Source organism: Sphingobacterium sp. JUb56, from assembly GCF_014191365.1.
GTDB lineage: Bacteria > Bacteroidota > Bacteroidia > Sphingobacteriales > Sphingobacteriaceae > Sphingobacterium > Sphingobacterium anhuiense.
This window is the reverse complement of the sequence record NZ_JACHWL010000003.1, coordinates 206,652-231,256: the sequence shown is the minus strand read 5'-3', so window position 1 is coordinate 231,256 and position 24,605 is coordinate 206,652. Positions and strand designations below refer to the sequence as shown.

The window sequence follows — 24,605 nt, the reverse complement described above, 5'->3', positions numbered from 1 at the left end:
AGCACTTAAAAACTAAAATTTAAACCAAACAAAAACGACCTTGTATTCGGGTAAGGACCTCTACTATCAATACCTAAACTTTGTCCATTAACTTCATTCCCTAATCCCGCATCCAAAACAAAATCAGGATCATTGCCCGAATATCCGGTTATGGTCGCCAGATTCTGAACGGTCAAGTAAGCGCGTAAGTTATTTATCCAGCTTTCATTCTTTAATTTAAACCGGTACCCCACTGTTACTTCATCGATTTTCAGATGACTTCCACTTTCCAGATAATAATCAGAATACATGTACGTGTCGTCTATATCTTTATATTTAGTGAAGGCATCACGCAACAGGTTTCCTGACCATACCTTATTCCCATACGAGAGTGCTGTCGTATTCAATATGTCATAATCAAATTTTCCCCGCATAAAAATGCGCAGATCAAAATTTTTATACGAGAAGTTATTTGTCCAGGAAACATAATATTTGGGTACAGCATTTCCTAATACCGCCAAGTCAGAAGAATTTAAATCATCTCTTGAGTTATTGATCTCATCGTTTCTTACAGCCTCACCATTTCGATTATAGAACAACCATTTTCCGTCGTCGTCAAAGCCTGCAAATCGTTTTCCAAAAAATTGGCCAACACGCTGCCCCTCGTAAGTCGTAAAAGCATCACCCAAAGCTCCAGCACCACCAATAGATCCGAATGTTTTATATTTCACGGTAAACACATCATTGGAATAAGAATCCAATACATTTTTCAATGTACTTGCCGTAAAATCCATGTTCCATTTAAAATTATCGTGATCAATGGCGCGATAGCTCAATGCCAATTCAATCCCTTTTGAGGAAAGGGTACCTACATTTGAATATATATTATTTCTAATATATGGCGGCTGCGGGGTGGTATAAGTATCTAAAAGATCGACTGTTTTTCGTTGAAATACATCAATAGACCCTGAAAGTTTATTGTTAAACATCGTAAAGTCAACTCCGATATTCGTCTCTTTTTTTGTTTCCCATCTTAGATTCGGATTTGGGTTGCGATCGGGTCCATAGGTTTCCCGATAGGTTTCATCCGGGAACAAATATTTTCCGCCACCGCCCAAAGTCAGCCGAGATGCGTTATTGGCAAAACCCGTATTTCCGGTTTCACCATATCCGGCGCGCAATTTCAAGTTATTGATAAAATCGACATCCTTCATAAAATCTTCATTGCTGATATTCCACCCAACAGAGACTGCAGGAAAGCTTCCCCATTTGTTATTCGCCCCGAATTTGGATGATCCTTCACGTCTAAGAATAAACTGAGCCATGTATTTATCTGAGAAAGTATAGTTTATCCTTCCAAAAAAAGCGATCAGCGTATTGTCATTCTTATAGCTGTCCATATTGGCACGGCCATCCCTGAGTGCCTGTCCCTCCGATAGATTATCCTCATGAAAATTATCGTTTATAAAACCCCTATTATCAGCACTTTGCCCCTCCTCTTTTTCATAGCGATAACTGTACCCGGCCAAAGCAGTCAAGCCATGCTTATCTGCAATTTTTGTATTATACTGTAATGTGGGTTCAAAAGCATACCGCTCATTCAGCAAATTGGATTTGGAAGCATATCCACCACCCGGATAATCTTGATCTTCTAATGACGCCTCACTGTCTAAGGCACGGTAGGCGCCGTCGATATAAGAATTACGTTGCACCGAACCAAAAACACTAGCCTTTAGTCCCTCCATAATATCAAGATCTGCTTTTCCATCCAACGACGACGTTTGTTGTTTCCGATAGCTCGTTTCGGTAAACAATCGTGCAAATTCGTTTGTACTTGTCCGGTCATAACGATAAGATCCATCGTCATTAAAATTTGAAAGTGTCGGGTTTTTGGTAACTTCACTCTCCCATCCTCCACCGCCCAGCAAGTTCGCATTATTGGTATTGGTAGCCATATTGAGCAAAACATTCAATCTGTCGTTAAATCCCTTTTGATTTATACTGGTCCTAACTGTATATTCCTTTCTTGAATTTTCTTTTGCAATACCTTCCAGATTTCGAAAATTGACACTACCACGATAGGTCGTTGACTCATTTCCACCGGACATGGACAGATTATGATTTTGTGAAAAGTTATCCTTGTTGATTAAATCATCAAAAAAATCTGTTGAATGTCCGAAATCCGGTTGTTTTATCTCTCCCGATGCGATCTTGTCCCTAAACTCTTGGGGAGTTAAAAAATCAGGCCTATTATAGACATACTCTTTTCGAAGATAATTGGAATAATTAAATTTAGCCTTGCCAGGCTTTCCTCTTTTTGTCGTAATAAGTATGACGCCTGCATTTGCACTTGTTCCGTAAATTGCAGCACCAGAACCGTCTTTTAAGACATCGACAGATTCAATATCATCCTGTTGCAGCAGATCGGGATTACCCCCCGGTATTCCATCGATAACAAATAAGGGACTCGCACTACCCGTAACAGAAATCGCACCCCGCAGCTGGGTCGCTACTCCAGAATTTGGATTGGATCCACTCCTGGAAACTTGTAGACCAGCTACCTTACCCTGTATCAAATCCAGAGGATTTCTTGCCCCGCTTTGGCGAAATTGATCTGCGCTGACGTGTGCGACGGATGATGTTACTTCTTTCAATTTTTGCGTACCATAACCGACAACAACCACTTCATCCAATTGACTTTGATCTGCTTCCATTCGTATGGAGACATTGGAACCTGTAACAGTGACTTCTTTCGCTTTAAAGCCGATGGAAGTCGCAACCAGCACCTCTCCAGACTTAGCCTCCAAGGAGAAATTACCCGATGCGTCTGACTGGGTACTTTTGGAAGTCCCCTTTACAGCAATTGTAACTCCTGCAACTGGCTTACCGTCACTATCAACTACTTTACCTTGAAGCTGTTGTTGGTTTGTAATTGATTCCTTAAATAAACTGTTCTCAAAAACAGTTTTAGAATTAGCCTGGGCTTGCTTGATGGTAGAAGCCAGGACAATAAGCGAGAAAAACAGCTTGGATTTTCCTTTCAAATGCGCCATTGTTTTTAAATCTACTTTGGTCATATATCTAGTTATTGAATTAGTAAAACGATTTAGCAAATTGACACAATCGTTCGATTTATAATTAATATTTCAAAATTATTACATTGGTATGGAGGTGCGTTTTGAATGAATATAATATCAGATTAACCGCGCCAATTTACAGATTCACGAAAATAAAAAACACGAAAAAAATGACATTTTAATTTAGCAAAATCGTTTTTATGTTTTAAACATAAATTACTCGAAATCAAATTGGTTTGCTATGCTACTTTAGTGTATTTTTAGTTTAGTGTGTAATTCTTACTTGAAAGTACGTAATAAAATGCAAGAGTCAAAAAAAATCATATCAATAGGATAATATCAGAAAAGCATAATTAAAAGAAAAGACCCATTATTACAGTTATCATAATCAATAGTGCTTAACTGTAGGATCTGTTTTCCATGTATGTTTTGATATTTTATCAATAAGTGTATGTAACAAGATACCTAATTCATGGTCTATTGAGTTAAGACCATCAGCGCACAGGTAGGGCAATTTCTTAGACCTAGAAAGCAAAAAAAGTTCAAAGGTCCACCAAGCCCCTAAAAACAATGGAAATATCCCAACGGGATGGTAAAGTTTATAATTACCTTTAAGATAATAATTAAAAACTAACTATCTTTCTAACATTTAGACAAGAAACACATTCAGGAAGAATTAAGACACAATAAGTAATACTAAAGTAGCAGTAACGAGCTAAAAATGCCATTAAACAATACGATTCTAGTAGTTATACTTCTTCACTTTATATAATCGGGCATCACCTTTTTAAGATATCTGTCGACAAATGGGCGACCAATATCCGTAATACTCAAATACTTACTTCCCACCACAATTCCATTCTTCTTAATCTTCTTGATATAACGTTTATTTACAATAGCCGATTGATTAACGGGAAATAATTGATCGATAGCACTGTATTGAGCATAAAATTTACTTAATTCCCAATTGACGGCCCCTAAAACGACGAACTGCTCATCAAGGCCCAGTCCATAAAAATTAAGATAATTGCCACTCCGGGCAATAAGGGCGACATCTTTCACCTCGACTCTTTTCCAGTATTTACCTTCCTTTTCATCATCTTTTATCACATTGCCCTCTTCATCCCGCTTGGATGGCACAGGCAGGTCTGCCAACATAAAATGGTCCATGACATCTTCCCTCTTCTTATTCTTTATGATGTTTCGCATCATCTTTTCAGTCAGTTCCATCACTTTCAATGGATCAATCGGTTTGAGCAGATAACCATCTACCAGTAGCTGATAAGCTTCCCATGCATATTGTTCAGATCGGGTACAGAACACCAAATGATGGCAATAAGACTGTAATAGCTTGACCGCATCAAGTCCGGAGCAATCAGGCATCTGGATGTCATAGAAAATTACGTCCACCTTTTCTTTTCTTTTGATCAAAAATTTTTGTGCCTCAGCAACAGAACATACGGAAGCCTGGATATCAAACAATCCGACATCGGTCAATACAGTTGCAGTGTGCAACAAAGCCTGCTTTTCATCATCAATCAATAAAGTAGATAATAATTTCATATCAGTGTTTTTAAAAAAATAGGTTAGTAAAGAAATTAAATATTCAAAACTTGGAAATAAATAAACTTCCGAGATTTTAAGGGTTAATTTTTTGAAATTAACCTTTAAAGTAATAATTAAATTTCATATAATGAAAAAAATAAAATTATTTTCAGCAATAGGGCTATTAGCATTCCTATCTATTGCAGCGGATTTTAATAATCAAAAATCAGACATACTCGGTAATAATCCAATCCAGATCTTTAAACTGCAGGAGCTGAGCACCCCGAGAGAATTACCCCATTTAAGAATTGCCAAGCCAAATATAAAACCTCTTGAACGCTCCAAGCCAAAGCTGCAGGTGCCCATCGCGACAGAGACAATCAATACAACGAAAGGAGGTACGAAGTAACGCAGTAATCTAACATTCTAACCACTTAACCTTCTAACTCTAACCACTTAACCTTCTAACTCTCTAACCAACTAACAACCAAAACAATGAAAAACGCTACAATTCTACATCAACAGGCCATTGAGCTTCTTCTAAAACATTGGAGTAAGTATGCTAAAATAAAAAAATCACATTTCAACTGGCTTTTAAACAATAGCACCTATCATCAACTTTCTGCCAGGGGAGTTTTATATGAAGCAGGAAGCCGAGACAAATTTGTCTTTATTGTTTGTGACGGATTGATTGCTCGGATTTATGAAGATGAAGAATCTGAAAAAACTAAAATCTTTTCGGTAGCTCTTCCCGGCATGGCCCTGATGACAACAGAGCATCTCTACTCAGATAGTCCCAGCCAGGGACATATCGTTGGTATAAGATCTAGCCATATCCTTGCATTGCCCTATGCCACAGTACATAAACACAAGAAAAAAGATGCTAAAGTAGAGACTTTAGTCGATGTCCTCAACAGTAAAAAGAAAAAACAGCTGGTGCAACTGCGCCGGTTGTCACTCATCCTAAATCCATCAGAGCGTTACCTCAGTTTTTACACACACATGCCAACTTTAAGAGCTATCCTTTCACAACGGGAAGTTGCGATGCTTTTATCGATCTCGCGCAGTACAATCCAGCGTGCAAATCGACGAATTCCTTAAAAGCTTCATAAATGAATCCATTAATACTGAAAACCAAGGATAATATGTAGCAGTAGCGCATCCAGCTGACCTCAACATAATTCTAGAAATTTGAAATATAAACAGATGCGGTATTCAACTGGCCTTCAGAAGTTCTAAAAAAGAAGAAGAATAGAACTTAGAAAGTGGTATTACCTCTCGGAATTGCAACATACCAGATATACAAATTCCATTGCGGAATTATACTACGAAAAGAGCATTTGCCGAGACATAATAAACCAACAGTTGAAATTGTAGATGTCTATTAAAAAAAGACGTATGAGAACATTATTAAAAAGAGCCATCGGCATAACAAGTGTGTGTGCCCTGGCAGTAGGAATGGTATTAGGAGCAAATGCCTTTACGAAAAAAGATCGTGTGAAGTTACACAAGGTCGTCGAGGAAGTATTACAAAATGAAACTTGGTACTTTACCGGCGGTTCTAGTGATAACCCAACAGACCCTAATTTATACACACAGACTCCCCCTACAGATGGTTGCTTAGCACCATACCAAAAAGTTTGTGAGATACAAGCTCCTAATGATGGGTCGGATAAACCAAAAATGGATGCTCCTATCAACCCATCAAGTTCTGAAACCGTCGAAGAACAAATAGAAAGTGCACATAGTTCGCTCTCTTCTCCTTCAGGTCCGCAGACCAACAGCACAGTGACTGCGTTTAGATCTAACTAAAATTTATGATCGATACGTAAATAACCAGGAAGCATCAAGAGTCTTCCTGGTTATATTAAACAATTATTGTCTTGGATTTTGCTTCAATCCTGACATCAAAACCACATCTTTAGGTATTGGATAAGTAAATCTTAAATCATTAGGTTTCAATTCATATTGCTTCACAACGCCAGTAACAGCACTGGTGCGGCGGAGGATAATTCCCTGATTGTCAAATTTATTTAGTCGTCTCACATCCATCCATCTTACTCCTCTGAAAAATAATTGTTTTCTCCTTTCATCTAGCACTATATTCATAACCTCATTCCTATCCAGTCCAGCAACCGGAAGTTGTTTATAAGATTGAGCTTTATATCTTTTTACCCGCAATTCATTCAAAACATCTAACGAACCAGCCAACATTCCTTTTCTTGCAAGAAGTTCAGCCTTATTTAAATACAGTTCATCAACTGATAATCCGGCAAAAAAAGAAGTTCGAAAACCAGTATAATACCCCTTGAACGAAATTTTTCCATTTGCATTTACAGTAAAAAACAGTGCCTTTCTCAGATCATCATCTTCAAATGAATTATAAAATTGATCTGAAACAAATGTTCCATTTGAAAGTAATATTGCAATGGTCCACGGCGAATAAGCTTGATATATAATTTCGGGGTTGTCGGCTTTAAAAGGATAAGCAATCTGATCATTGATTTTACTATAATCCAATAATTCTTTATTTATTAAAAGAGCACTATCAGTCATCATTTCAGCCTTATCATATGCAGCCATAGAAAGGTAAACTCTCGAAAGGCCAGCCATTGCTGCACACTTTGTCGCCCTAGTTTTATATGATGACCTTTCAGGAAGATGATCTTTTGCAGTATTTAAGTCTAAAAGAATTTGTTCATAGGTTTTTTTTAATGATGATCTTTCAATTTTTTCAGCAATATTTGCCGTATATTTCAACGGCAATCCCAATTGATCTGTGGACAAATTTTCATCGTAAGGTTGGCAAAACAGCTGCGAAAGATAAAACATAAACATGCCACGCACAAAATGTGCTTCTCCCAAAACCTGCCTATATAATGTTTCATCACTTACAGGAACTTTATTAATGCTTTCCAATACAACATTAGCCACCATGATTGCTTCGTAAGGCTTGACCCAGCTCGATGGATCAGTCGCCTCATCATTAGAATCCCATAAATAAGTATCCTGCAAATAAGAGGCTATATTCCCCAATTCTACGTCATCAAGATAATAATCTGTATTCCCCACTTCTGTCAACCCAGGGTAGCCCTGATTTATTATAACTTCATTATCCAACAGGGCCCTTAAGTCATTTAAACTTTCTGGAGTAGAAAAACTATAATCGGCCTTTTCATCCAGAAAATGTTCACACCCCTGTATAATGGGTAAAATGACAATAATTAAAAATAATCCCAATTTAATTCTTTTCATAACTAAAAATTAATGTTAACACCTATGCTGTATATTCTATTTTTTGGTACAAATGAATAATCTGGGTCCAGATCTGTTTTTGCGGACCGCCATATTAATCCGAGATTTTGCCCATTTGCATAAGCTTCGATTTTATACTTATTCGCGACATGGAAACTATACATGAGCTGCAGATCATTTAACCGAATGAGATCACCTTTTAAGATATTAGGCTCTGAGTTGGCATAGAACTGGTCTCTTACCGAGTTAGCAGGATATATCATGGACGGTACCGAAGTAAAAGCCTCATCACCTGCCTTTTGCCATCTCATGCTATAATCAGAGTGTGTCACCCAATTGTTGAATAGGCTAGCATATTGAATCGTTTCTTTTTGAAAGTAATGTCCCGATTTAAATAATAAATTGAAAGATAAACGCCACTTATTGTAACCGAATTCATTCCTAAAAGAGCCATACACTGGAGGAAGAGCAGTTCCATAATGTATTAACTGATCCAATGGCACACGTGTCAGATTTCGATAATCTTTAGATACTTCACCATTGAGCAGCCCCCTGGGATCGCCATTTTCCGGATCCAGGCCACTAAAAGAATAAGCAAATACCGGATATAATGAATATCCCAATATTGGGCTTACCGATCTACCGGTATTTGAAACATAGCTGGAGCTTGCATTGACAACACCATAATAAGTCGTTACTGTATTTTTGTTCCAGGTCAAGAGAAAATCACCTGACCAGGAGATGTCCCTCCATTTCAATCTGCTTCCAAACTGAAGATCAACACCTTTAGTCTTAATAACACCGATATTTTTGGTCAAAGAAATAAATCCATGTGTTGGATCTATAAGATCAGGAGATAATAAATCGGTTGATTTTTTAAAATACGTTTCTACTGTACCCGAAAGTTTTCCATTCCATAGTGAGAAATTAACTGCAAAATTCGTTTGTCTTATTTTTTCCCATTTTAAGTCCGCATTAGGAAGTGAAATCACCCGGGCTCTATTCAGGTCTGAGGTCCATGTAATTGATTTGGCCATGTATTCCATAATAGGATAAAGCGAAGCTACTCCCCCTGAATTTCCACTGTAACCATAGGTTGTTGCTAATTTTAAGTGATCGATCATTTTTATATGCTTTAAAAAATGCTCTTTCCCAACCTGCCAGGAAAGTCCAGTCGACCATAAAGGATTCCATCTATTATTGGCATTAACACCAAAAATATTAGAAGCATCTTTTCTCGCAGAAAAACTTGCCGTATAGCGATTTGAATAGGTGTATGAACCATTGAAATATGTTGAAACAAAACGGTTGATGTATTTACTGTTTGTTTGAAAACTTGGTATTTTAGCATTTCCGGACAACGCATCATAGATCGGAAAAGCAGTCACATAGTCGACTAATTGACTTGTTTGTTTTTCTTTTTGAAACCCATAAATCCCATTCGATACCGAAACGGTAGATTTATTCGAGAGCTCCATACCAGCAAGCAGATGTATCTCATGCTTATTGAATACCGTATCATAATTAAGCTGAAACCTACCCTTATGTGCCTCCATATTAGCGGTATTATAACGCACAACATCTCCTTTAGGCAGATTATAAATCAACTGCCCTTCCTTTATAACAGTATACCTATTTACCTGATTTCTGGTATAAAAAGATTCCTGATTGTAATTAACCTCATTTCTTCCAAGCTGCTTCTCATAATTATAAAGCAGATTAATTTTCAATCCTTTTGTTACGCTATATTTTAGTTCATTTCCAACCATAATATGAGAAGCATCCGATATTGAACGCGTCGCATTAATTTCTTCATATGGACGATACCCCCAATCCATAAGTCCTTTATTATTTTGACTCTCGAGATACATCGGGTTGTACTGAAAAGGTATGCTTAAAGGCTTACCTGTATCATCAAATAAAGATGCATAGGGATAAAGTCTCGTTCGCCCCCCTTCAGGGCTTAACGGATAATTTGGAAAACTCCCGGGCCGATTTGATTGACTTAGTGTTAATGTTAAAGATGGGATCAATGTCAATCGAGAGGTAGGATTTATCTCTCCTATCCATCGAATATTAATTCTCCCTGCATCTGAAGTAATTTCACTGGCTTTATTATTTTGATACCCTACAGACAATCGAGATGCGAAAGCTTGTGACCCCGAAGAGATTGTGGCATTTACCTGATTATCTAATGCTAAGCGATAAAACTTATCAGTCATCTCTTTCCTATAGTCCTTATACTTATAGTTCCCAATACGAATTTCTAACTCCTCAAGTGTTATCTCTCCTTTTCTTAACTGCTCCAACAATAGAACTACCGGAGAAAAAATAGTCGTTTTATTATTTCTATTTGATAATGCATTAGTGTAAAAACCATGGTCATACAGATCCCTCTCAACCTCAATAAATTCAGTGCTGGACATACCTGGTTGATAAAACAGATTAGGTTTAGAGCCGATAAAGGAATTATAGCGTACAGCCACGGCAACCTTAGCCATTTTAGCAGCACGCTTTAGATTAATAACAATAACACCATTCCCTGCTTTAGCTCCCCAAATAGATGTGGCCGCTGCATCCTTAAGTATAGAGACCGAAGCAACCTCAGCAGGGTCTATATTAGAAAGATCTCCTTCATAAGGAAAATTATCAACTATAATTAAGGGCTGGTTACCCGAAGAAAAACTTGTGAGACCACGAATGTTAATCTTGCTTACCCCCGATCTATTATCAAATTGAAGACCTGGAGCCAACCCTTCTATTTTATCCAAGACACTTAATGTATTTCGCCTGTTTAATAATTTTTCATCCAGTTGAACAAAACTACCTGTCATACGATCTTGTGGGATTTTTTGGTATCCTGTATTTATTTCTACCAGATCAAGTGCATGCGATCGATGAACCAACATCATTAGATGTGCACTGGGTTTTTCTTTCAATAAAGTATCTACCGTTTGATAAGTCTGATGAGAGACTACAACATACAGTTCCGGTAACTGGGTTAATATATTAAATTCTCCTAACGCATTGGTTATATAAGACTTCCCTGCATGTTTATCTTTAATGGTTACTCCTGGCAATATATTGCCTTGTTTATCTACCACCTTTCCTTTGAACATAGATTGCGGAAATACAGCCGATGTAACGAACAACAGCATTAAACTGAAGATGGACCTAATCATTGTTACCGCTCCTTTCTATAAAAGGAATGACATCTTGATCCAGCAGATTCAAATTGGTTATCAGACCTACCCTACCGGCAGGTGTAATCCATATATACAAGGGATAACCCAAAGAAGCAAAACCATTATATAAGTAATCATCGGCTATTATGGATTGAAAATCATGCATTCCATAATCTATATATTTTTTTGTTCGATAAAATTTCTGCAGATCTTCAAGCTTATTCCATTTAGGAAGATTGTTGACCATTACAACATCTAGCTGATCCTTATATTTCTCTTTTGCTTTAGTTATAGATTCTTGATGTCTTAGACAAGCACTACACCCTATATACCAAAAATCCAGCACAAGTACCTTGCCTCTATGCTGCTGCAAAGTCCGTCTTACTGTATCACCGTTTATAATAAAAAGATGTTCTTTATCCCAAAACTCCTCTGGCAAAAAATGACCTACGGTCCACGGAGTAGATTTCCCATCAGCCCCGCTGTCCTTGCGGGGCGTCTGAGCTGATAAACTAAACATATTCAACATACCGATGACCATGATAACTGGCAACGCTATTTCTTTAATGGCTCTCCAAAAGCATAATATCAAGTTCAATAAATATAAAGCTGCGTAGATCAGCCAATAGATCGTACCGAGGTTATATAGTTGTTCATTAAAAGACGATCTTTGCATTAAATGATTGCTTTGATCTCCTTGATGAGTGAAATTTTTCAAAGTATTTATATTTTGGTCTGTTTTAGTCTGTAAACAAACTGATAACTCGTTATCAGAAAACATTTCTTCCTCTGGGGACAGCGCATAGCTTTCCCTTTTGCTATTTTTTAGCATTCGATTAAGTGTTACGTTAAGCATAGTTTAGCGGGCTGGACTCTAGAAATCCAGCAACCTGCTATTAACAGCTTAACAGTTAAAAAATAAGATGGAAAAAATGCAATAATATGTCTTCAGTACGTATTAAAATTTTTCTTCGTGATTGCATTTTATATAATTCGAATAAAAACCGATTCATATTATACAGAAAATCTATACAAATAAAAGCTTAATCGTTGTTTAGCAATAAAATATTCGTTACTTTTAATGTGTGAAATTTTAAGGAATCGAAATTCTATTGCTTTTGCGCTGATTGTGAAGCTATGAATCGGTAAAACCAACAAGGGATCGGACAGTTAAAATGGTTCTATATTATTATTGCCATTTTTCATTGCCCATCACAGGTAGATACGCCCTTTTGGTTTTAATGGATGACAAGCTATTCCGGTTGTCGGAGCTTGTTTTTTATCAACGCATTGATAGCGCTATGCCCTGCCCGATCCTGGATCGACAGACGTAAAATTGGATTTCTGGACTTTCTATTTTTCATCATTATTCGGTTAATAAAACATTGGTTAATGAAAACAAAGTCTCGTGCGGAAGGTAATGAAGGCCTTATATAAAAAGGCTAGCCTCTACTATCTTTCATTGAACATCCGGTACGGCAAAGAACCTCAACACAAATCCAGATAGGGAGGCTAGCCCCTTCTATTTGTAAAAGTACAAAAAGTATGGGGGTTCGCAAACCCTACGTCTCGTGTTGTTGAAATTTGCCGTTTCGATGCTCGAGACTCTAATCAGTGAACTGATTGTAAGACAAATATAATAATAAAATAAATGATTTGGAAGTTTTTAACCAAATAATTGAAAATAAATATAAGATGGGCTATTTAACACCGTTGGGAAGTTTTTTATTCAAAAACAAAATCACACAAAAGTATGTTGCTGACTCTACGGGCTTTAGTACAACAAAAGTCAGCAAGCTATACATAGAAAAAACAACTTTACTTTATGCAGATGAGTTTTATAAGATAATGAAATCTACAACATTAGATTTTGACTATTCTTGTGAAGAAATTTTTAAAAATTCAAATAAAAAAGAGTTTAGCAATAAATGGGAATCAAAGCTTGGTATGTTACTTTTTGATCATTTCAAACCTCAAAACTATATTGAACATAATACTGGAATTGATAACGTGAGACTTCATAAACTCCTAACTGATCCTAAAAAACGACCTTACGCAGAAGAGCTAAATAATATTGCCAAACTAATGGGGATTAAATCAAGCCAACTTTTCGACTACTTTTATGGAGATGGTGAGCGGCCAGTTATTGGCTTATTACCGAAACCAGCCGAAGGAAATAAATCGGCTAAATAAACTTATGCTTACAAATCTTGAAGTCGCAAAATGCGACCTCAAGTTGGGGAGAAAGAAGATCTGCACATAGCAATCCATAACTGATTAGAGAAATTAAAATAAAAAATTATGTTCATAATTGATATCCGTTGGATTTTTAAAATACTTTTAAACTTGGCGATCCTTATTATTATCGGCAAGTTTTTTTATGCACCATATGAACCTAAGCTACAAGGTACCAATCTAGTATATATACTACCATGTGCCGGGATTCTAAGTAGCTATTTTTATCTGGCCGCTTGGTTTGGCTGGAAGAGAGGATTTCAAATACTACTCTACATCGCTGGATATTTTATGTTTATGGGTTATTTTGTATTAAAAAATTCATTACCAAAGTGGTTGGACTATACCCTAACGCTTTTAATATTAGTCTTTATCGGTTATAGTTGTTACCGCATCATCAAGTACTTGATCAGCCTGATAAAAAATATAAATATCCGATATAAAGCTTATAAGATGCGTAATAAAAATAGAGGTTGATATAGTTAATATATATTGGCTAATAGCTCTAGGATTCCCCCTTAGAGCTATTTTTCTTATTATTTTTTGACATTTTAAAATCAATTTTTAATTTTAAGAGTCGAATTGTCGAGTTAGTAGCCAATGTTTAATTTTAAGCCTCAGGTTGTATTAGTCTGAGGCTTTTTAGTTAGTAGACGAGAGAGGATTATAGTGTGCTATAGAAAAACTTGAGGACATTTTCATCCCATATGAATATCCTTTAATGCCAAAACCATATTCTGAGTTAGATCTTCCTTCATATTCCATGGCGATTCAGTTTCATTGACTATTCAAAAGTTTATAATCATGAAGCAACAAAGTTTTTAGTATAGAATTTAGTTAACAAATGTTAAAATTATGTTTATAAATTATAATGAGTTAAACGGTAAAAATCTGGAATTAAAACAGACACATCGCCTATCGAAATTATTAATTTTAATAGACATGAGATTACAAAAAGGCATATTCAACTGATTTTCAGAAAGGAAACACTGACAAAAACTTATGTAAGCTAATTATTATCTTTTTATTAAATATGCAAACGTTAATTTATAAATACTAAACTATCTATAGTTTTACTGCCATATTTATAAATTATGAAAACGAATATACTACTATTAGTCCTCAGTTTTATCACATGTCAAATCTATGCCCAAACGTCGGGCATTAAGGGGAAAATCGTCGATAATCAAGGTCCACTTCCTGGTGTATCTATCAAAATAGAAGGCACATCAATAGGGACAAGCACAGATGTCAATGGGGAATTTAGGCTCTCCAATATTAAACAAGGCAGCTACCCGTTACTTATTTCATTTATCGGATATAATAGTCAGAGGCAAAATATAACATTAGAAAGTTCTGATATCAATAATCTTGGTGTTGTGGAACTATCTTCTAATCAAAATGAATTGAGTACCGTAAATATTACGGTCAATCAATCCCGAAGAGCAACAGAGGCACGAGCTTTGAATATGCAGAAGATGTCGAACCGCATTGTCAACATCATTGCTTCCGATGGTATCGGAAAATTACCAGACCGCAATGCGGGTGAGGCCGTGCAACGTATACCTGGAGTGGTATTGGAGCGGGATCAAGGGGAAGGACGGTTTATCTCATTACGTGGACTACCTGCTGAGTGGAGCTCTTCTACAATCAACGGTAACCGAATTCCAACAGCAGAAGAACAGACAACATCACGTTCAACGGCATTTGACTTTTTCCCATCCGAATTAATCCAGTTTGTTGAAGTATCTAAAGCGATCACTCCAGATATGGATGGTGATGCGATGGGCGGAACAGTGAATTTTATTACTAAAACTTCACCTGATAAAAAAACCTTCGATGTGTCTTTGGGCGGCGGTTATAATGATTATGCCCGTGGCGAAATATACAGCGCAAATATTTTATATGGAAACAGGAGTAAAAATGACCGCTTCGGATTTATTGTCAATGGAAATATATGGAACAGAGACTGGGCAACCCATAATTATGAACCTCGTTTTTCAGATCACAAAATCGCTCGCATGGAGCTTCGCGATTACTATGGTACACGGAGAACATTGGGATTTAATGGGGCTGCGGATTACAAATTAAGTTCGAATTCAAAAATATTTATACGAGGAATCTATGGATCTTTGAATGATAATGAAAAACATAATAAGCTTAGATTACGCTATGAAAAAAATCGCGCAGAAGCGCAGAGTATCAATAACGAACTGATAACACGTTTGTACGGGGGAGATATTGGAGGAGAATTTCAATTGGATGCCAATACATCTTTAAATGTACAGCTTTCACACTACAACAATAATTTTAATTACGGAAATATCCCAAACAAAGATTTCCCATCCTACCTTATTGTACAATACAATCAAGAAAATGTAGGTTACACAGGATTGGATGAAAAGAAAATGGCTTCCTATTTAATCGATGGCGGCAGCATTGATCCTTCGTCTCCACAGACCCTTCTCCCGAACGCTAATGCGGTGAATGACAATAGCAAATACCGGTTCAATTCGGTACAGATGGAAGTGCACCATATCAATGAAACGGATAGGATAATCGCACAGGTAGACTTAAAAAGAAAAATCAATAGCCGATTAGAGTTAAAAGTCGGAGCCAAATACAGAGATAAATTAAGAACAGAACGCTACGAACTTCCGACCTGGATATGGGATGATAAGGGAGGCACTCAACCTGCTCCTTTGTACACGGACCTTAATCTGGAGTCCAAACCAAATACAGATGCTTACATGAAAAATGTCGGCAACCAGTTTGTTGGTATATTCCCTCAATTTATAAAAACACAGGATATAGCAGGATTTTTTAATCAGCACCGTGACAATTTAAAAATAGATTCTACCAATTCTGCATTAGTGGCAAATGGCGTACAGACTGGTTCTAATTTTGATGTTTATGAAAAACATACAGCAGGATATGCGATGATGACGTTTAATGCATCTAATAAACTTTCAATTGTGGGTGGACTTCGAGCCGAACACACCAATTTGAAAGTTGAAGGATGGTTATATGAAGCCGTTGAAGGACAACCAAACTATAGAGGGAAACTTACTCCTCAAACTAAGAAAAACAACTATACGGTCCTATTACCGATGCTACATGTGAAATATACGCCAGTTGAAGATTTAAATCTAAGAATGGCGGCCACAAAAACATTTTCACGACCTGATTTTGGATCGCTGGTTGCTGGCGGATCGTACAAAGTTCAGGATAACACTTTTTTCTATGGTAACCCCGGACTTGTTCCGATCAAATCCTATAATCTTGATTTTATGGGTGAGTATTTCTTAGATAATGTTGGAGCTATCACCGCAGGTGCTTTCTACAAATTGATAAAAGATCCGATTTTCCAAGGCAGTCAATTTTATGATGAATTTGAGGGTAAAGAAAATGTGCGTGTCATGCAGGACCAAAATGGTGAAAATGCACATGTAGCTGGCTTCGAGCTTGGAATAAGTAAAAAACTGGATTTTCTTCCTGGGTTTTTATCGGGTTTCGGAATTAACACCAATTATACGTTTGTACGTTCGAAGATGCAGATTATCGGTAGGGACGATAAAACGCGTATTCCGGGTCAAGCTAACAGTCTTTTTAATATTGCTTTATTTTACGAGAATAACCGACTGCAAACGAGACTGGCTTTAAACAATAAAGGTGCTAATATTGTAGCATTTGGGGCCGATGCTTCATATGATGAATACTTCGATAAAAATACTACGATGGATGCTAACATTTCTTACCGCGTCAATAAAAAGATCTTAATATTTGCTGAAGCAAATAATTTGTTAAATACGCGTTTTAAGTACTATTTAGGAGTACCTGAGAGACCTAGTCAAGTGGAGTATTATGGTATAAGAGGGCAAATAGGTGCAAAATTTAGTCTTTAATACCAAAAAAAATAAAAAACATGCATTGCGAGAGTCCTATAATAGAATTACGAAAGCAAGATCGGGGAAGGAAATTGAAAGATAAGATTAATCTCTTGAAACTTAAAATTTAATAAATTGTAAATCTTAAGTGCTCTTATTTGATTTTTCAGCTATCTATAATACAATAGAAAGGACTTCAATATTTTTGAAGTCCTTTCTAATTAAATCAAATGTAAACCAAAACTCACTTATTTATGCAAAATAAAGATGCGAAATTGGTAATCGGCAACCATTTGATATTTTATCCGTATTACAGGTGATAACGAATCCCTACAGAAAGATAATTGATATCCACAGCATCCTCAAATGGATAGTATTTCACTTTGTAACCTGCAAAGACCGTACTTTTAACAGCGTCAAAACGATAGGAAACTCCAATTGTTGGATTTATATTGAGCAATTAGCCACAACAATGGGTCTGTCTGCAGTTAAACCCAATATAGGTCTAAAATTTGACTCAATCAGTGTTCAGTTTCTTATATTCAAGAATGGTTGGATCGCTGCTTTAACAAGCATAGAACCAAATACCCCTAACCCTGGCCACGGAGTCATACTACATGCTATCAAAAAAAACGCCTGCGTTTGGAGGCCCGCCCTGCAGGCAGGAAGCCCGAGGGTATACCTACTAAAAATGGTGATCTACTACAGCAGGAATGATAAGGGAAATATCCTGTCGTTAAATAATCTTTACTATCGCCCTAGCGCCAACATAGAAAAAAAATCATAACCAAAAAATAGTATTTAAAAAAATGCAGTTTGATAACATTCTGCCTGTTCAAAACTTGCGAACGTCAGTTATAGGATTACCTGTCGCAGATGAACGAAAGGAAAGTGAGGGATAAAGACTATTGATCTTCGCAAGCAGATAAGAATCAATAACAAGTGTAAATATTACCTGCGTTAGATAAACGAGAGTAAATTTTCACTATTTTTACTACTATAAACCTTATACCGATAAAATTTAGCAAAAATTACTAATAATTCATATTAATAGCGCAAGTACAGGTAAGTCTACCTATAAGCAAAACTGGACATTATAACTTAAAATCTAAATGTCCAGTTTTTTATATAATAAACTGGACAAAATCATATATTCGATGTAATAAAAAGGTATAAAAACTACTGATTAAATAACATTCACTCTAGATATACTTCCTAAAGGCTATCTTTTTACCTATACTGATTTTACTACAGAGGTGAATAAGAAGATACCAGTACATCAAATTGATTTTAACGAGGTTGCTTTAGCAACAACCGGTTAATATCATCTTCATAATTGGAAAGTATTTCTAAAAGCATAAGCTATCCTTCTGTTTTGGGTAAATCCGGATCGTTTATCGTCACTTTTCTAAGTATAGGTAGGCATTCCGTAACCAATAGTCGGGATACCAATTGAATCCAAATAAGGTGAACTGTACCAACCTTAAAAATATTTTATAAGCTGTAATCTTTTTTGTCCTATTTTCATAATGCCTGTTTTTGTTTTCAAAAAAGTACTCCACCTCGAGACCCTTTCATACTATTTTGATTTTTTTACGACAAAATTAGTGTGTAGAATAAAAACAAGAAATTTAGCTTAGATAAGAGGTATAGAATAGGCATTTAAACTAAAACTGAATTAAGCTACTAGTTTTAGATGATCCAATATTAGCAAATAAATTATATCCTTGATAGTATCATATCATACTATCAAGGATGGAAACTCTGTAGACACAAAGTAGTTATGGATAGTGATTTTGCAGAATTATATGGGGTTGAAAAGAAAAGATTAAATGAACATGTACGGTTCAACTTAACCAGATTTGCTAAGAACTTCATGTCCACATTAACTATTTAAGAATTTGAAATCTTAAAGTCGCAAAATGCGACCTCAAGTTGGGGAGGAAGAAGATCTGCGCCAAATGTATTTACTGAATTCGGTGTTCTCATGTTATCCAGCGTAATAAACAGTGAACAAACAATTCAGGTAAGTATATAAATATGATAATTTTTGCTCAAATAAGACAACATTTAGCTGAACATAACGACATGAACCTTAGAAACTGGTAATAAAGAAGAAATTTTTTAGGCGTGGGAGAAAAGTCTATTTTAGCATTTTTTCAAAATACACGTATCGAAATCAAATACCCTAACACAAAGAAGACCAAATGAATGAAACATTCGGTCTTCTTTATTAACATACTATATCAAACTTATTATTATACCTTAGATAAGATGAATAATAGTTTTTGTACGAAATTTATTTCAACGATACATTAGTTGTCAATATCTTCCCTGTTGACACCGGGTTTTCTTTTACCACTTTTCCATCAATTAATATCTGCGCTTTTAAAGTAGATTGATCAGATGGTCCAACAGCATTTGCACTGATCATCGTGGTTTCTTCATTGTTTGTCACAATTTCGCTTGTCCATGTCGATCCAAAATCACCTGTTTTAGTTACAACAGAATTATCAGAATAATAGACAATTGTTGAAATATTAACACCCTCTGAAGCAATCAGCTTATACTGAACCTTAGCTTTTCCACCTTCTGGAGCAGGATCATCTTTATCACTACAGCCTGTTAAAGAAAATGTTGTAGCACCAACTAACAATGTTAACAAAAATAAATTTTTTAGCTTTTTCATATATTTAATTTTAAATCTAGGCTTTTACAATTTTCGTGCCTAGGAGATTTTACTATCTTTTTAAAATCATATTTAAGCTGTTAAGATTACTGATCTACTACAGCAGGGATGATAAGGAAAATATCCTGTCGTTAGATAATCTTTAATATCGCCCTTGCGCAAACCTCCAAAAAATAGTGTTTAGAAAAAACGCAGTTTGGTGGCATTCCTGCCAAAGCATCTAGTAATCTTCTAATCACCTCAACTTTTAGTTATCTCAACTTTACCGTAAAAAAAAAGTCTATCTTGTCTAACTACTAAATACTATAATCTAATTACTATAGAGTAACCAACTAACCTTTTAACTATCTAACCTTCTAACCATTTCATAGCAACATTTCATTTTAATAAAGAAAAATATTATCTTTAATATTCGCATTTATAAACTTATTCTATCAACTAATATTTTCAGTACGATTTGAATCCAACACAAGAAGAAATCATCGCAGAAGCTTTTTCGATCGTGAACGAATTTTACAATAAAAACGGCAGAACGCCTGTTCGTCGTGAAATGGAAAACCTCAATACGATGAGCCGCCGTTATTTTGGCACCTGGAACAATTTTATTGCAGCCGCAGGACTACAGCCTAATGTCAAAAAAACAGAAGCTATCGTCAAAGCTGAACTATTTGCCCAATTACATGATTTCTATCAAACGAATAAGCGCATCCCCATGCGTAGAGAATTTTCTTCAAAATCAGGAAGTATCCACAAGTATTTCGGATCCTGGAATAAATTTATCATTGCAGCTGGATACGATGCAAATGATCGACGAATTCCTTCGAAAGGGAAACTAAAAAACTCCTTAGTCCGTTATTACATCAAGCACCAGCGATCGCCTGCGATATCAGAATGTGTAAAAAGTAATGGACTCTATAATAGCAGGTCCTATTTGACCCATTTTAATGTTATTGCGTGGGCTGATGTCTTGGAATACGTTGGACTACCACCATACTACCGGATCACCACGATGACCGAAGAAGAAGCGAAAGAAAACGTTATTAAACTGATCAAAAAGCACCGGATTAAATATGTAAAAGATTATCAACGTTTAAAACCGGAAAACTATCCTTCGGCATGGTACGTTAAGGAAAAATTTGGGTGGAATAACTTATGCTATATGGCGGGGACGAAAATCCCATTAACGAAATTCAGTATAAAAGATCATTACCTCCTTTTGGCCAAGAAATTAGGAAGAACGCCCACTGTAAAAGAACTAGAAGCTAAAATGGGTGTGACTTCAGGAGCTATGACCTGGAAGCTTAATCAACCTTTAAATGATTTTATTCATTCCATTGGCCAAATTCCAAGCAACAAGACACCTGAGCGCTGCAAGCTAACTAAAAAACAATTGGCCGAGCATTACAAGACAGAAAGTATCCTACATGGCTTTGAAAATGGTATCCCCCGTAGTAAGCTGTTAGAACTGACCGGATACTCCAGGGAAGTTTATGAAAAGCGGTTTCATTGCATGGGCGGCCTCCGTCTGGTTTGCGGTTTTAAATTAAATGCCAAAGGTCAACGGCACTATACCGAAGAGGAATTACGCAACATCTTAAATAAACCTAAATATGTCAGACAACGTTAAATACAAGACATGTAAAATAAATTTTTCACTAAATCCATATCCTATCCAATTAATAAACAGCTAAAATCTTAATTTTGCTGCTGTGGTATAAAATTTGTTATCTCCACTGTTTTATAAAATCTCATGAAGAAAAATTTTTTATTGAAATTTATAGTCTTAGTAGTTTCGTTTATAATTACAATTATTGGTAAAAACGAAGTTAAGGCACAAATCAAAAATCAGCCTTACTCTTACCAGTTTTCTCAAAAAATGAATAACGTTTTGTATTCTCCAGAAACACGTTTACATACATCATCCAAACCATTCATATATTCAGACGAATTATTGTTAAAGTTTGATTCTATTCAATCAAATCAGACAATAACTTCCGACAACTGGCTGATGCGTAAGCTTTTCAACGAACATCTGATTCAAGTCGAAAAAGATGAATACAGCCTATATGCTGACGTTCTTCCCGAAATAACAATCGGAAAAGATGCGTTTGGAGATAAAAGAAGAACCTCGATGAATTCTTTAGGATTTCAAGTTGGTGCAACCGTAGGAAATAAATTAACTTTTTACACTAATTTCACAACAAATAGAGCAGTATTTCCTCAGTATTTTGATGAATATATAAATAACAACAAGATAGTTCCCGGACAAGGAACTACCAATTTTGGCTCGGGAAATAAAAAAGATTGGAGCAATACCACGGCTAGTCTGACTTATGCATTTAGTAAACATTTTCAGGCAACTGCAGCTTTCGATAAAAACTTCATTGGTGATGGTTACCGTTCAATGTTATTATCAGATTTCTCCTCTAATTATACCCATTTAAAACTTACAGGTACAATTGGAAATGTTCAATATACTTCCGTATGGGCATATATGAACGATCCGACCAATAAACTTTCAGATCCAATATATGCAACAAATAGTTATGGTGATGGTAAGAAATGGGGGGTATTTCATTACATAGACTATAATGCAACAAACCGCTTTTCAATAGGTTTTTTCCAAGCAATCACTTGGGCAAATCGTGACGCAGCTGGTACAAGAGGCTTCGATTTCACATATATCAATCCAATCATATTTCTACGTCCTGTAGAATCGAATAATTCGACTTCTCCAGATAAAATGTTTTTAGGTTTGAATTCTAAATACAAACTGTTCAAAAACATTACTGCATATGGTCAATTCTTGCTTGGAGAATTTTCGGCTAAAGAATTTTTTGGAGGAAATGGTTATGCTCATAATAAATGGGGGGCACAGTTAGGAGTAAGAGGTTATGATATGTTGAAGGTTAAGAATTTAAATTTTTTACTGGAATATAATACAGCTAGACCCTACACTTATGCGCATTTTAACTCCGGATCAAACTACAGTAATAATGCAGAACCTTTAGCGCACCCTTTAGGAGCGAATTTTAGAGAAATTATAGGTTTAGCTAATTATGTATGGAAGAGATTTGACTTTTCTGCTCAGCTAAATTATAATCAAAAGGGTTTAGATCTTGCGGATGGAACAAATATGGGTGGAAATATATTTCAATCTTATAATACAATTCCCAACCAGTATGGTAACCATATCGCTCAAGGCATTAAAAGCCAAGTGGTTTATGCCGATGCTAAGGTTGCATATATTCTCAATCCTAAATATAATTTAAGATTTGAAGTAGGGTACACACAACGTTATCAAAAAACTCATTACGAGACACCTACTACAAATAAGTCAGGGATCTTTAATATTGGTATTCGATCTAGTTTTAAATCCATGTATAGTGATTTCTAACTTTTAATATTAAAATAAAGGATATTCTGCCGACCTTCTTTGGAAATAGAAGCACTTATTGGCAAATTATCATGAGAGAATTTTTAAGATTAATACTTATCTTCTAAATTATTAAGAAAGCAGTAAAAAATAGTTATTTTTGAGATCAATAATACTTTAGAAGTAGATGGACAATAGACTTAAAGATATTTTTTTTCAATTATTACGCATCGGACTCTGGGGTAGGGAATCGCTAGTACTTGAATCACCATTATCTGAAACAGATTGGTTACAGCTTCGCTCCTATGCTATGAACCATACTGTCGAAGGATTAATTTATGATAGCTTTACACATCTTAAAGAGGATCAACTCCCTCCACAATCCCTACGAATAAAATGGACGGTTCGTGTCGATCAAATTGAACGTCATAACACAAAGATGAATGAGGTTATTGCTTCTCAATATACCGCCTTCACAAATCAAGGACTTAAGCCCATATTACAGAAGGGACAAGGTGTTGCAGAATGTTATGATATTCCTAAACACCGTATGTCAGGTGATATTGATTGGTACTTTGAAAACAAGGGTTATGAAAATGCGAGGACAATTATAAAAGAAAAAAAACTTAATGTCAGAGATACTGCTGGATTTAGTTTAGATTATGACTGGAATGGTATCCATATTGAGCATCATAAAAAGCTCTTTGATATTGGAAATCCCTTTAAATATAATTATCTACAAAAACTACAATTAAAGTATCGTCATAGGCAGCAAGAATTATTAATTAATGAAGTACCAATCAAACTACTTGCTATCGAGCTTCAGGTATTTCAGGTAAATGCACATATCTTAAAACATTTAATATTCTTTGGTATAGGATTGCGACAAATATGCGATTCAGCACGATTATATCACACTGTTGCTTCACAGATTAATACTGAAGAATTAAAAAAAATTTATAAAGACACAGGAATACTAAAGTGGACACATTTACTACACATTATCTTAGTCAAATATTTGGGGCTAGAAAAAGAAAAGATTCCATTTCCCTATCCCGAAAAATGGAATGCAGATTGGATGATGGATGAAATCTGGCAGTCTGGAAACTTTGGCTATCACGACAAGCGATATGAGGATGGGAAGGTCACGGCTGTTTCCTTACAACCAGACGGAGCATATCGGCTTTGGGCATGTTTCAAAATGTATTTTAGATATGCACCACTAGAAGCGTTTTTCTATCCTGTAATGCAAGCCTATTCAAGATTCTTTGGCAAGGATAAAGATTAATATAAAGACATTTTTTGAAAAACTCTTAATATTATTTTGTACAATCGAATATGATATAAAAAAATACATCCTTAAAATATAAGGATGTA

Annotated in this window: 16 protein-coding genes and 1 pseudogene; 10 read left to right on the top strand and 7 right to left on the bottom strand. The window is 35.8% G+C overall.

All coding sequences use genetic code 11. The annotated features are described in order from the left end of the window. Nucleotides 1–5: 5 nt before the first annotated feature. Nucleotides 6–3,056, bottom strand: coding sequence for a SusC/RagA family TonB-linked outer membrane protein (locus FHR29_RS25260; protein ID WP_260293015.1), 3,051 nt, complete (start codon nt 3,054–3,056; stop codon nt 6–8). Nucleotides 3,057–3,815: 759 nt separating this feature from the next. After that, on the bottom strand, nt 3,816–4,619 hold the full coding sequence (locus FHR29_RS25255; RefSeq protein WP_183918138.1) for a LytTR family DNA-binding domain-containing protein: 804 nt from the start codon (nt 4,617–4,619) through the stop codon (nt 3,816–3,818). 130 nt (nt 4,620–4,749) lie between these two features. Between FHR29_RS25255 and FHR29_RS25250 the strand changes: the two genes are divergently transcribed. The 3 genes from FHR29_RS25250 to FHR29_RS25240 all read left to right on the top strand — a co-directional run bounded on the left by FHR29_RS25250 (nt 4,750) and on the right by FHR29_RS25240 (nt 6,413). After that, on the top strand, nt 4,750–5,010 hold the full coding sequence (locus FHR29_RS25250; RefSeq protein WP_183918136.1) for a hypothetical protein: 261 nt from the start codon (nt 4,750–4,752) through the stop codon (nt 5,008–5,010). A gap of 86 nt (nt 5,011–5,096) precedes the next feature. After that, on the top strand, nt 5,097–5,702 hold the full coding sequence (locus FHR29_RS25245; protein ID WP_183918134.1) for a Crp/Fnr family transcriptional regulator: 606 nt from the start codon (nt 5,097–5,099) through the stop codon (nt 5,700–5,702). A gap of 396 nt (nt 5,703–6,098) precedes the next feature. Beyond that, entirely contained in the window at nt 6,099–6,413 is a 315-nt protein-coding gene (locus tag FHR29_RS25240) for a hypothetical protein (protein ID WP_183918133.1), read from the top strand. 63 nt (nt 6,414–6,476) lie between these two features. Here FHR29_RS25240 and FHR29_RS25235 read toward each other — a convergent pair whose 3' ends face one another. From FHR29_RS25235 to FHR29_RS25225, 3 genes are read right to left on the bottom strand one after another with little or no spacing between them, the layout of a single operon-like run. After that, entirely contained in the window at nt 6,477–7,856 is a 1,380-nt protein-coding gene (locus FHR29_RS25235; RefSeq protein ID WP_183918131.1) for a RagB/SusD family nutrient uptake outer membrane protein, read from the bottom strand. 2 nt (nt 7,857–7,858) lie between these two features. Next, the gene (locus tag FHR29_RS25230) at nt 7,859–11,038 is read right to left on the bottom strand and encodes a SusC/RagA family TonB-linked outer membrane protein (protein WP_183918129.1); all 3,180 of its coding nucleotides are present in this window, start codon (nt 11,036–11,038) and stop codon (nt 7,859–7,861) included. Beyond that, nucleotides 11,031–11,897 carry a hypothetical protein gene (locus FHR29_RS25225; RefSeq protein ID WP_183918122.1) on the bottom strand — a complete coding sequence of 289 codons (867 nt, stop codon included), beginning with the start codon at nt 11,895–11,897 and terminating at the stop codon, nt 11,031–11,033. The genes FHR29_RS25230 and FHR29_RS25225 overlap by 8 nt, the downstream gene beginning before the upstream one ends. 800 nt (nt 11,898–12,697) lie before the next feature. Here FHR29_RS25225 and FHR29_RS25220 point away from each other — a divergent pair. The 3 genes from FHR29_RS25220 to FHR29_RS25210 all read left to right on the top strand — a co-directional run bounded on the left by FHR29_RS25220 (nt 12,698) and on the right by FHR29_RS25210 (nt 17,181). Beyond that, on the top strand, nt 12,698–13,234 hold the full coding sequence (locus tag FHR29_RS25220) for a hypothetical protein (RefSeq protein WP_183918120.1): 537 nt from the start codon (nt 12,698–12,700) through the stop codon (nt 13,232–13,234). A 108-nt stretch (nt 13,235–13,342) separates the two neighbouring features. After that, complete coding sequence (locus tag FHR29_RS25215) at nt 13,343–13,753, top strand: hypothetical protein (protein WP_183918119.1); 411 nt, start codon at nt 13,343–13,345, stop codon at nt 13,751–13,753. A gap of 617 nt (nt 13,754–14,370) precedes the next feature. Further along, nucleotides 14,371–17,181, top strand: a complete 2,811-nt coding sequence (locus tag FHR29_RS25210) for a TonB-dependent receptor (RefSeq protein ID WP_183918116.1) — start codon at nt 14,371–14,373, stop codon at nt 17,179–17,181. A 292-nt stretch (nt 17,182–17,473) separates the two neighbouring features. On the opposite strand, the gene FHR29_RS25205 is transcribed toward FHR29_RS25210, so the two are convergent. Continuing rightward, entirely contained in the window at nt 17,474–17,623 is a 150-nt protein-coding gene (locus tag FHR29_RS25205) for a hypothetical protein (protein ID WP_183918114.1), read from the bottom strand. Nucleotides 17,624–18,946: 1,323 nt separating this feature from the next. Here FHR29_RS25205 and FHR29_RS26905 point away from each other — a divergent pair. Further along, nucleotides 18,947–19,201, top strand: a pseudogene (locus tag FHR29_RS26905) (ORF6N domain-containing protein). Nucleotides 19,202–19,462: 261 nt separating this feature from the next. Here FHR29_RS26905 and FHR29_RS25195 read toward each other — a convergent pair. After that, complete coding sequence (locus FHR29_RS25195) at nt 19,463–19,852, bottom strand: MmpS family transport accessory protein (protein WP_168127765.1); 390 nt, start codon at nt 19,850–19,852, stop codon at nt 19,463–19,465. Between the two features lie 457 nt (nt 19,853–20,309). Between FHR29_RS25195 and FHR29_RS25190 the strand changes: the two genes are divergently transcribed. From FHR29_RS25190 to FHR29_RS25180, 3 genes are all read left to right on the top strand, one after another. Next, a complete protein-coding gene (locus tag FHR29_RS25190) occupies nt 20,310–21,479 on the top strand; it encodes a homing endonuclease associated repeat-containing protein (RefSeq protein ID WP_183918111.1) in 1,170 nt (389 codons plus the stop codon). A gap of 123 nt (nt 21,480–21,602) precedes the next feature. Further along, nucleotides 21,603–23,249, top strand: coding sequence for a gliding motility protein RemB (locus FHR29_RS25185; protein ID WP_183918109.1), 1,647 nt, complete (start codon nt 21,603–21,605; stop codon nt 23,247–23,249). Nucleotides 23,250–23,415: 166 nt separating this feature from the next. Beyond that, complete coding sequence (locus FHR29_RS25180) at nt 23,416–24,516, top strand: nucleotidyltransferase family protein (RefSeq protein ID WP_183918106.1); 1,101 nt, start codon at nt 23,416–23,418, stop codon at nt 24,514–24,516. Nucleotides 24,517–24,605: the final 89 nt, after the last annotated feature.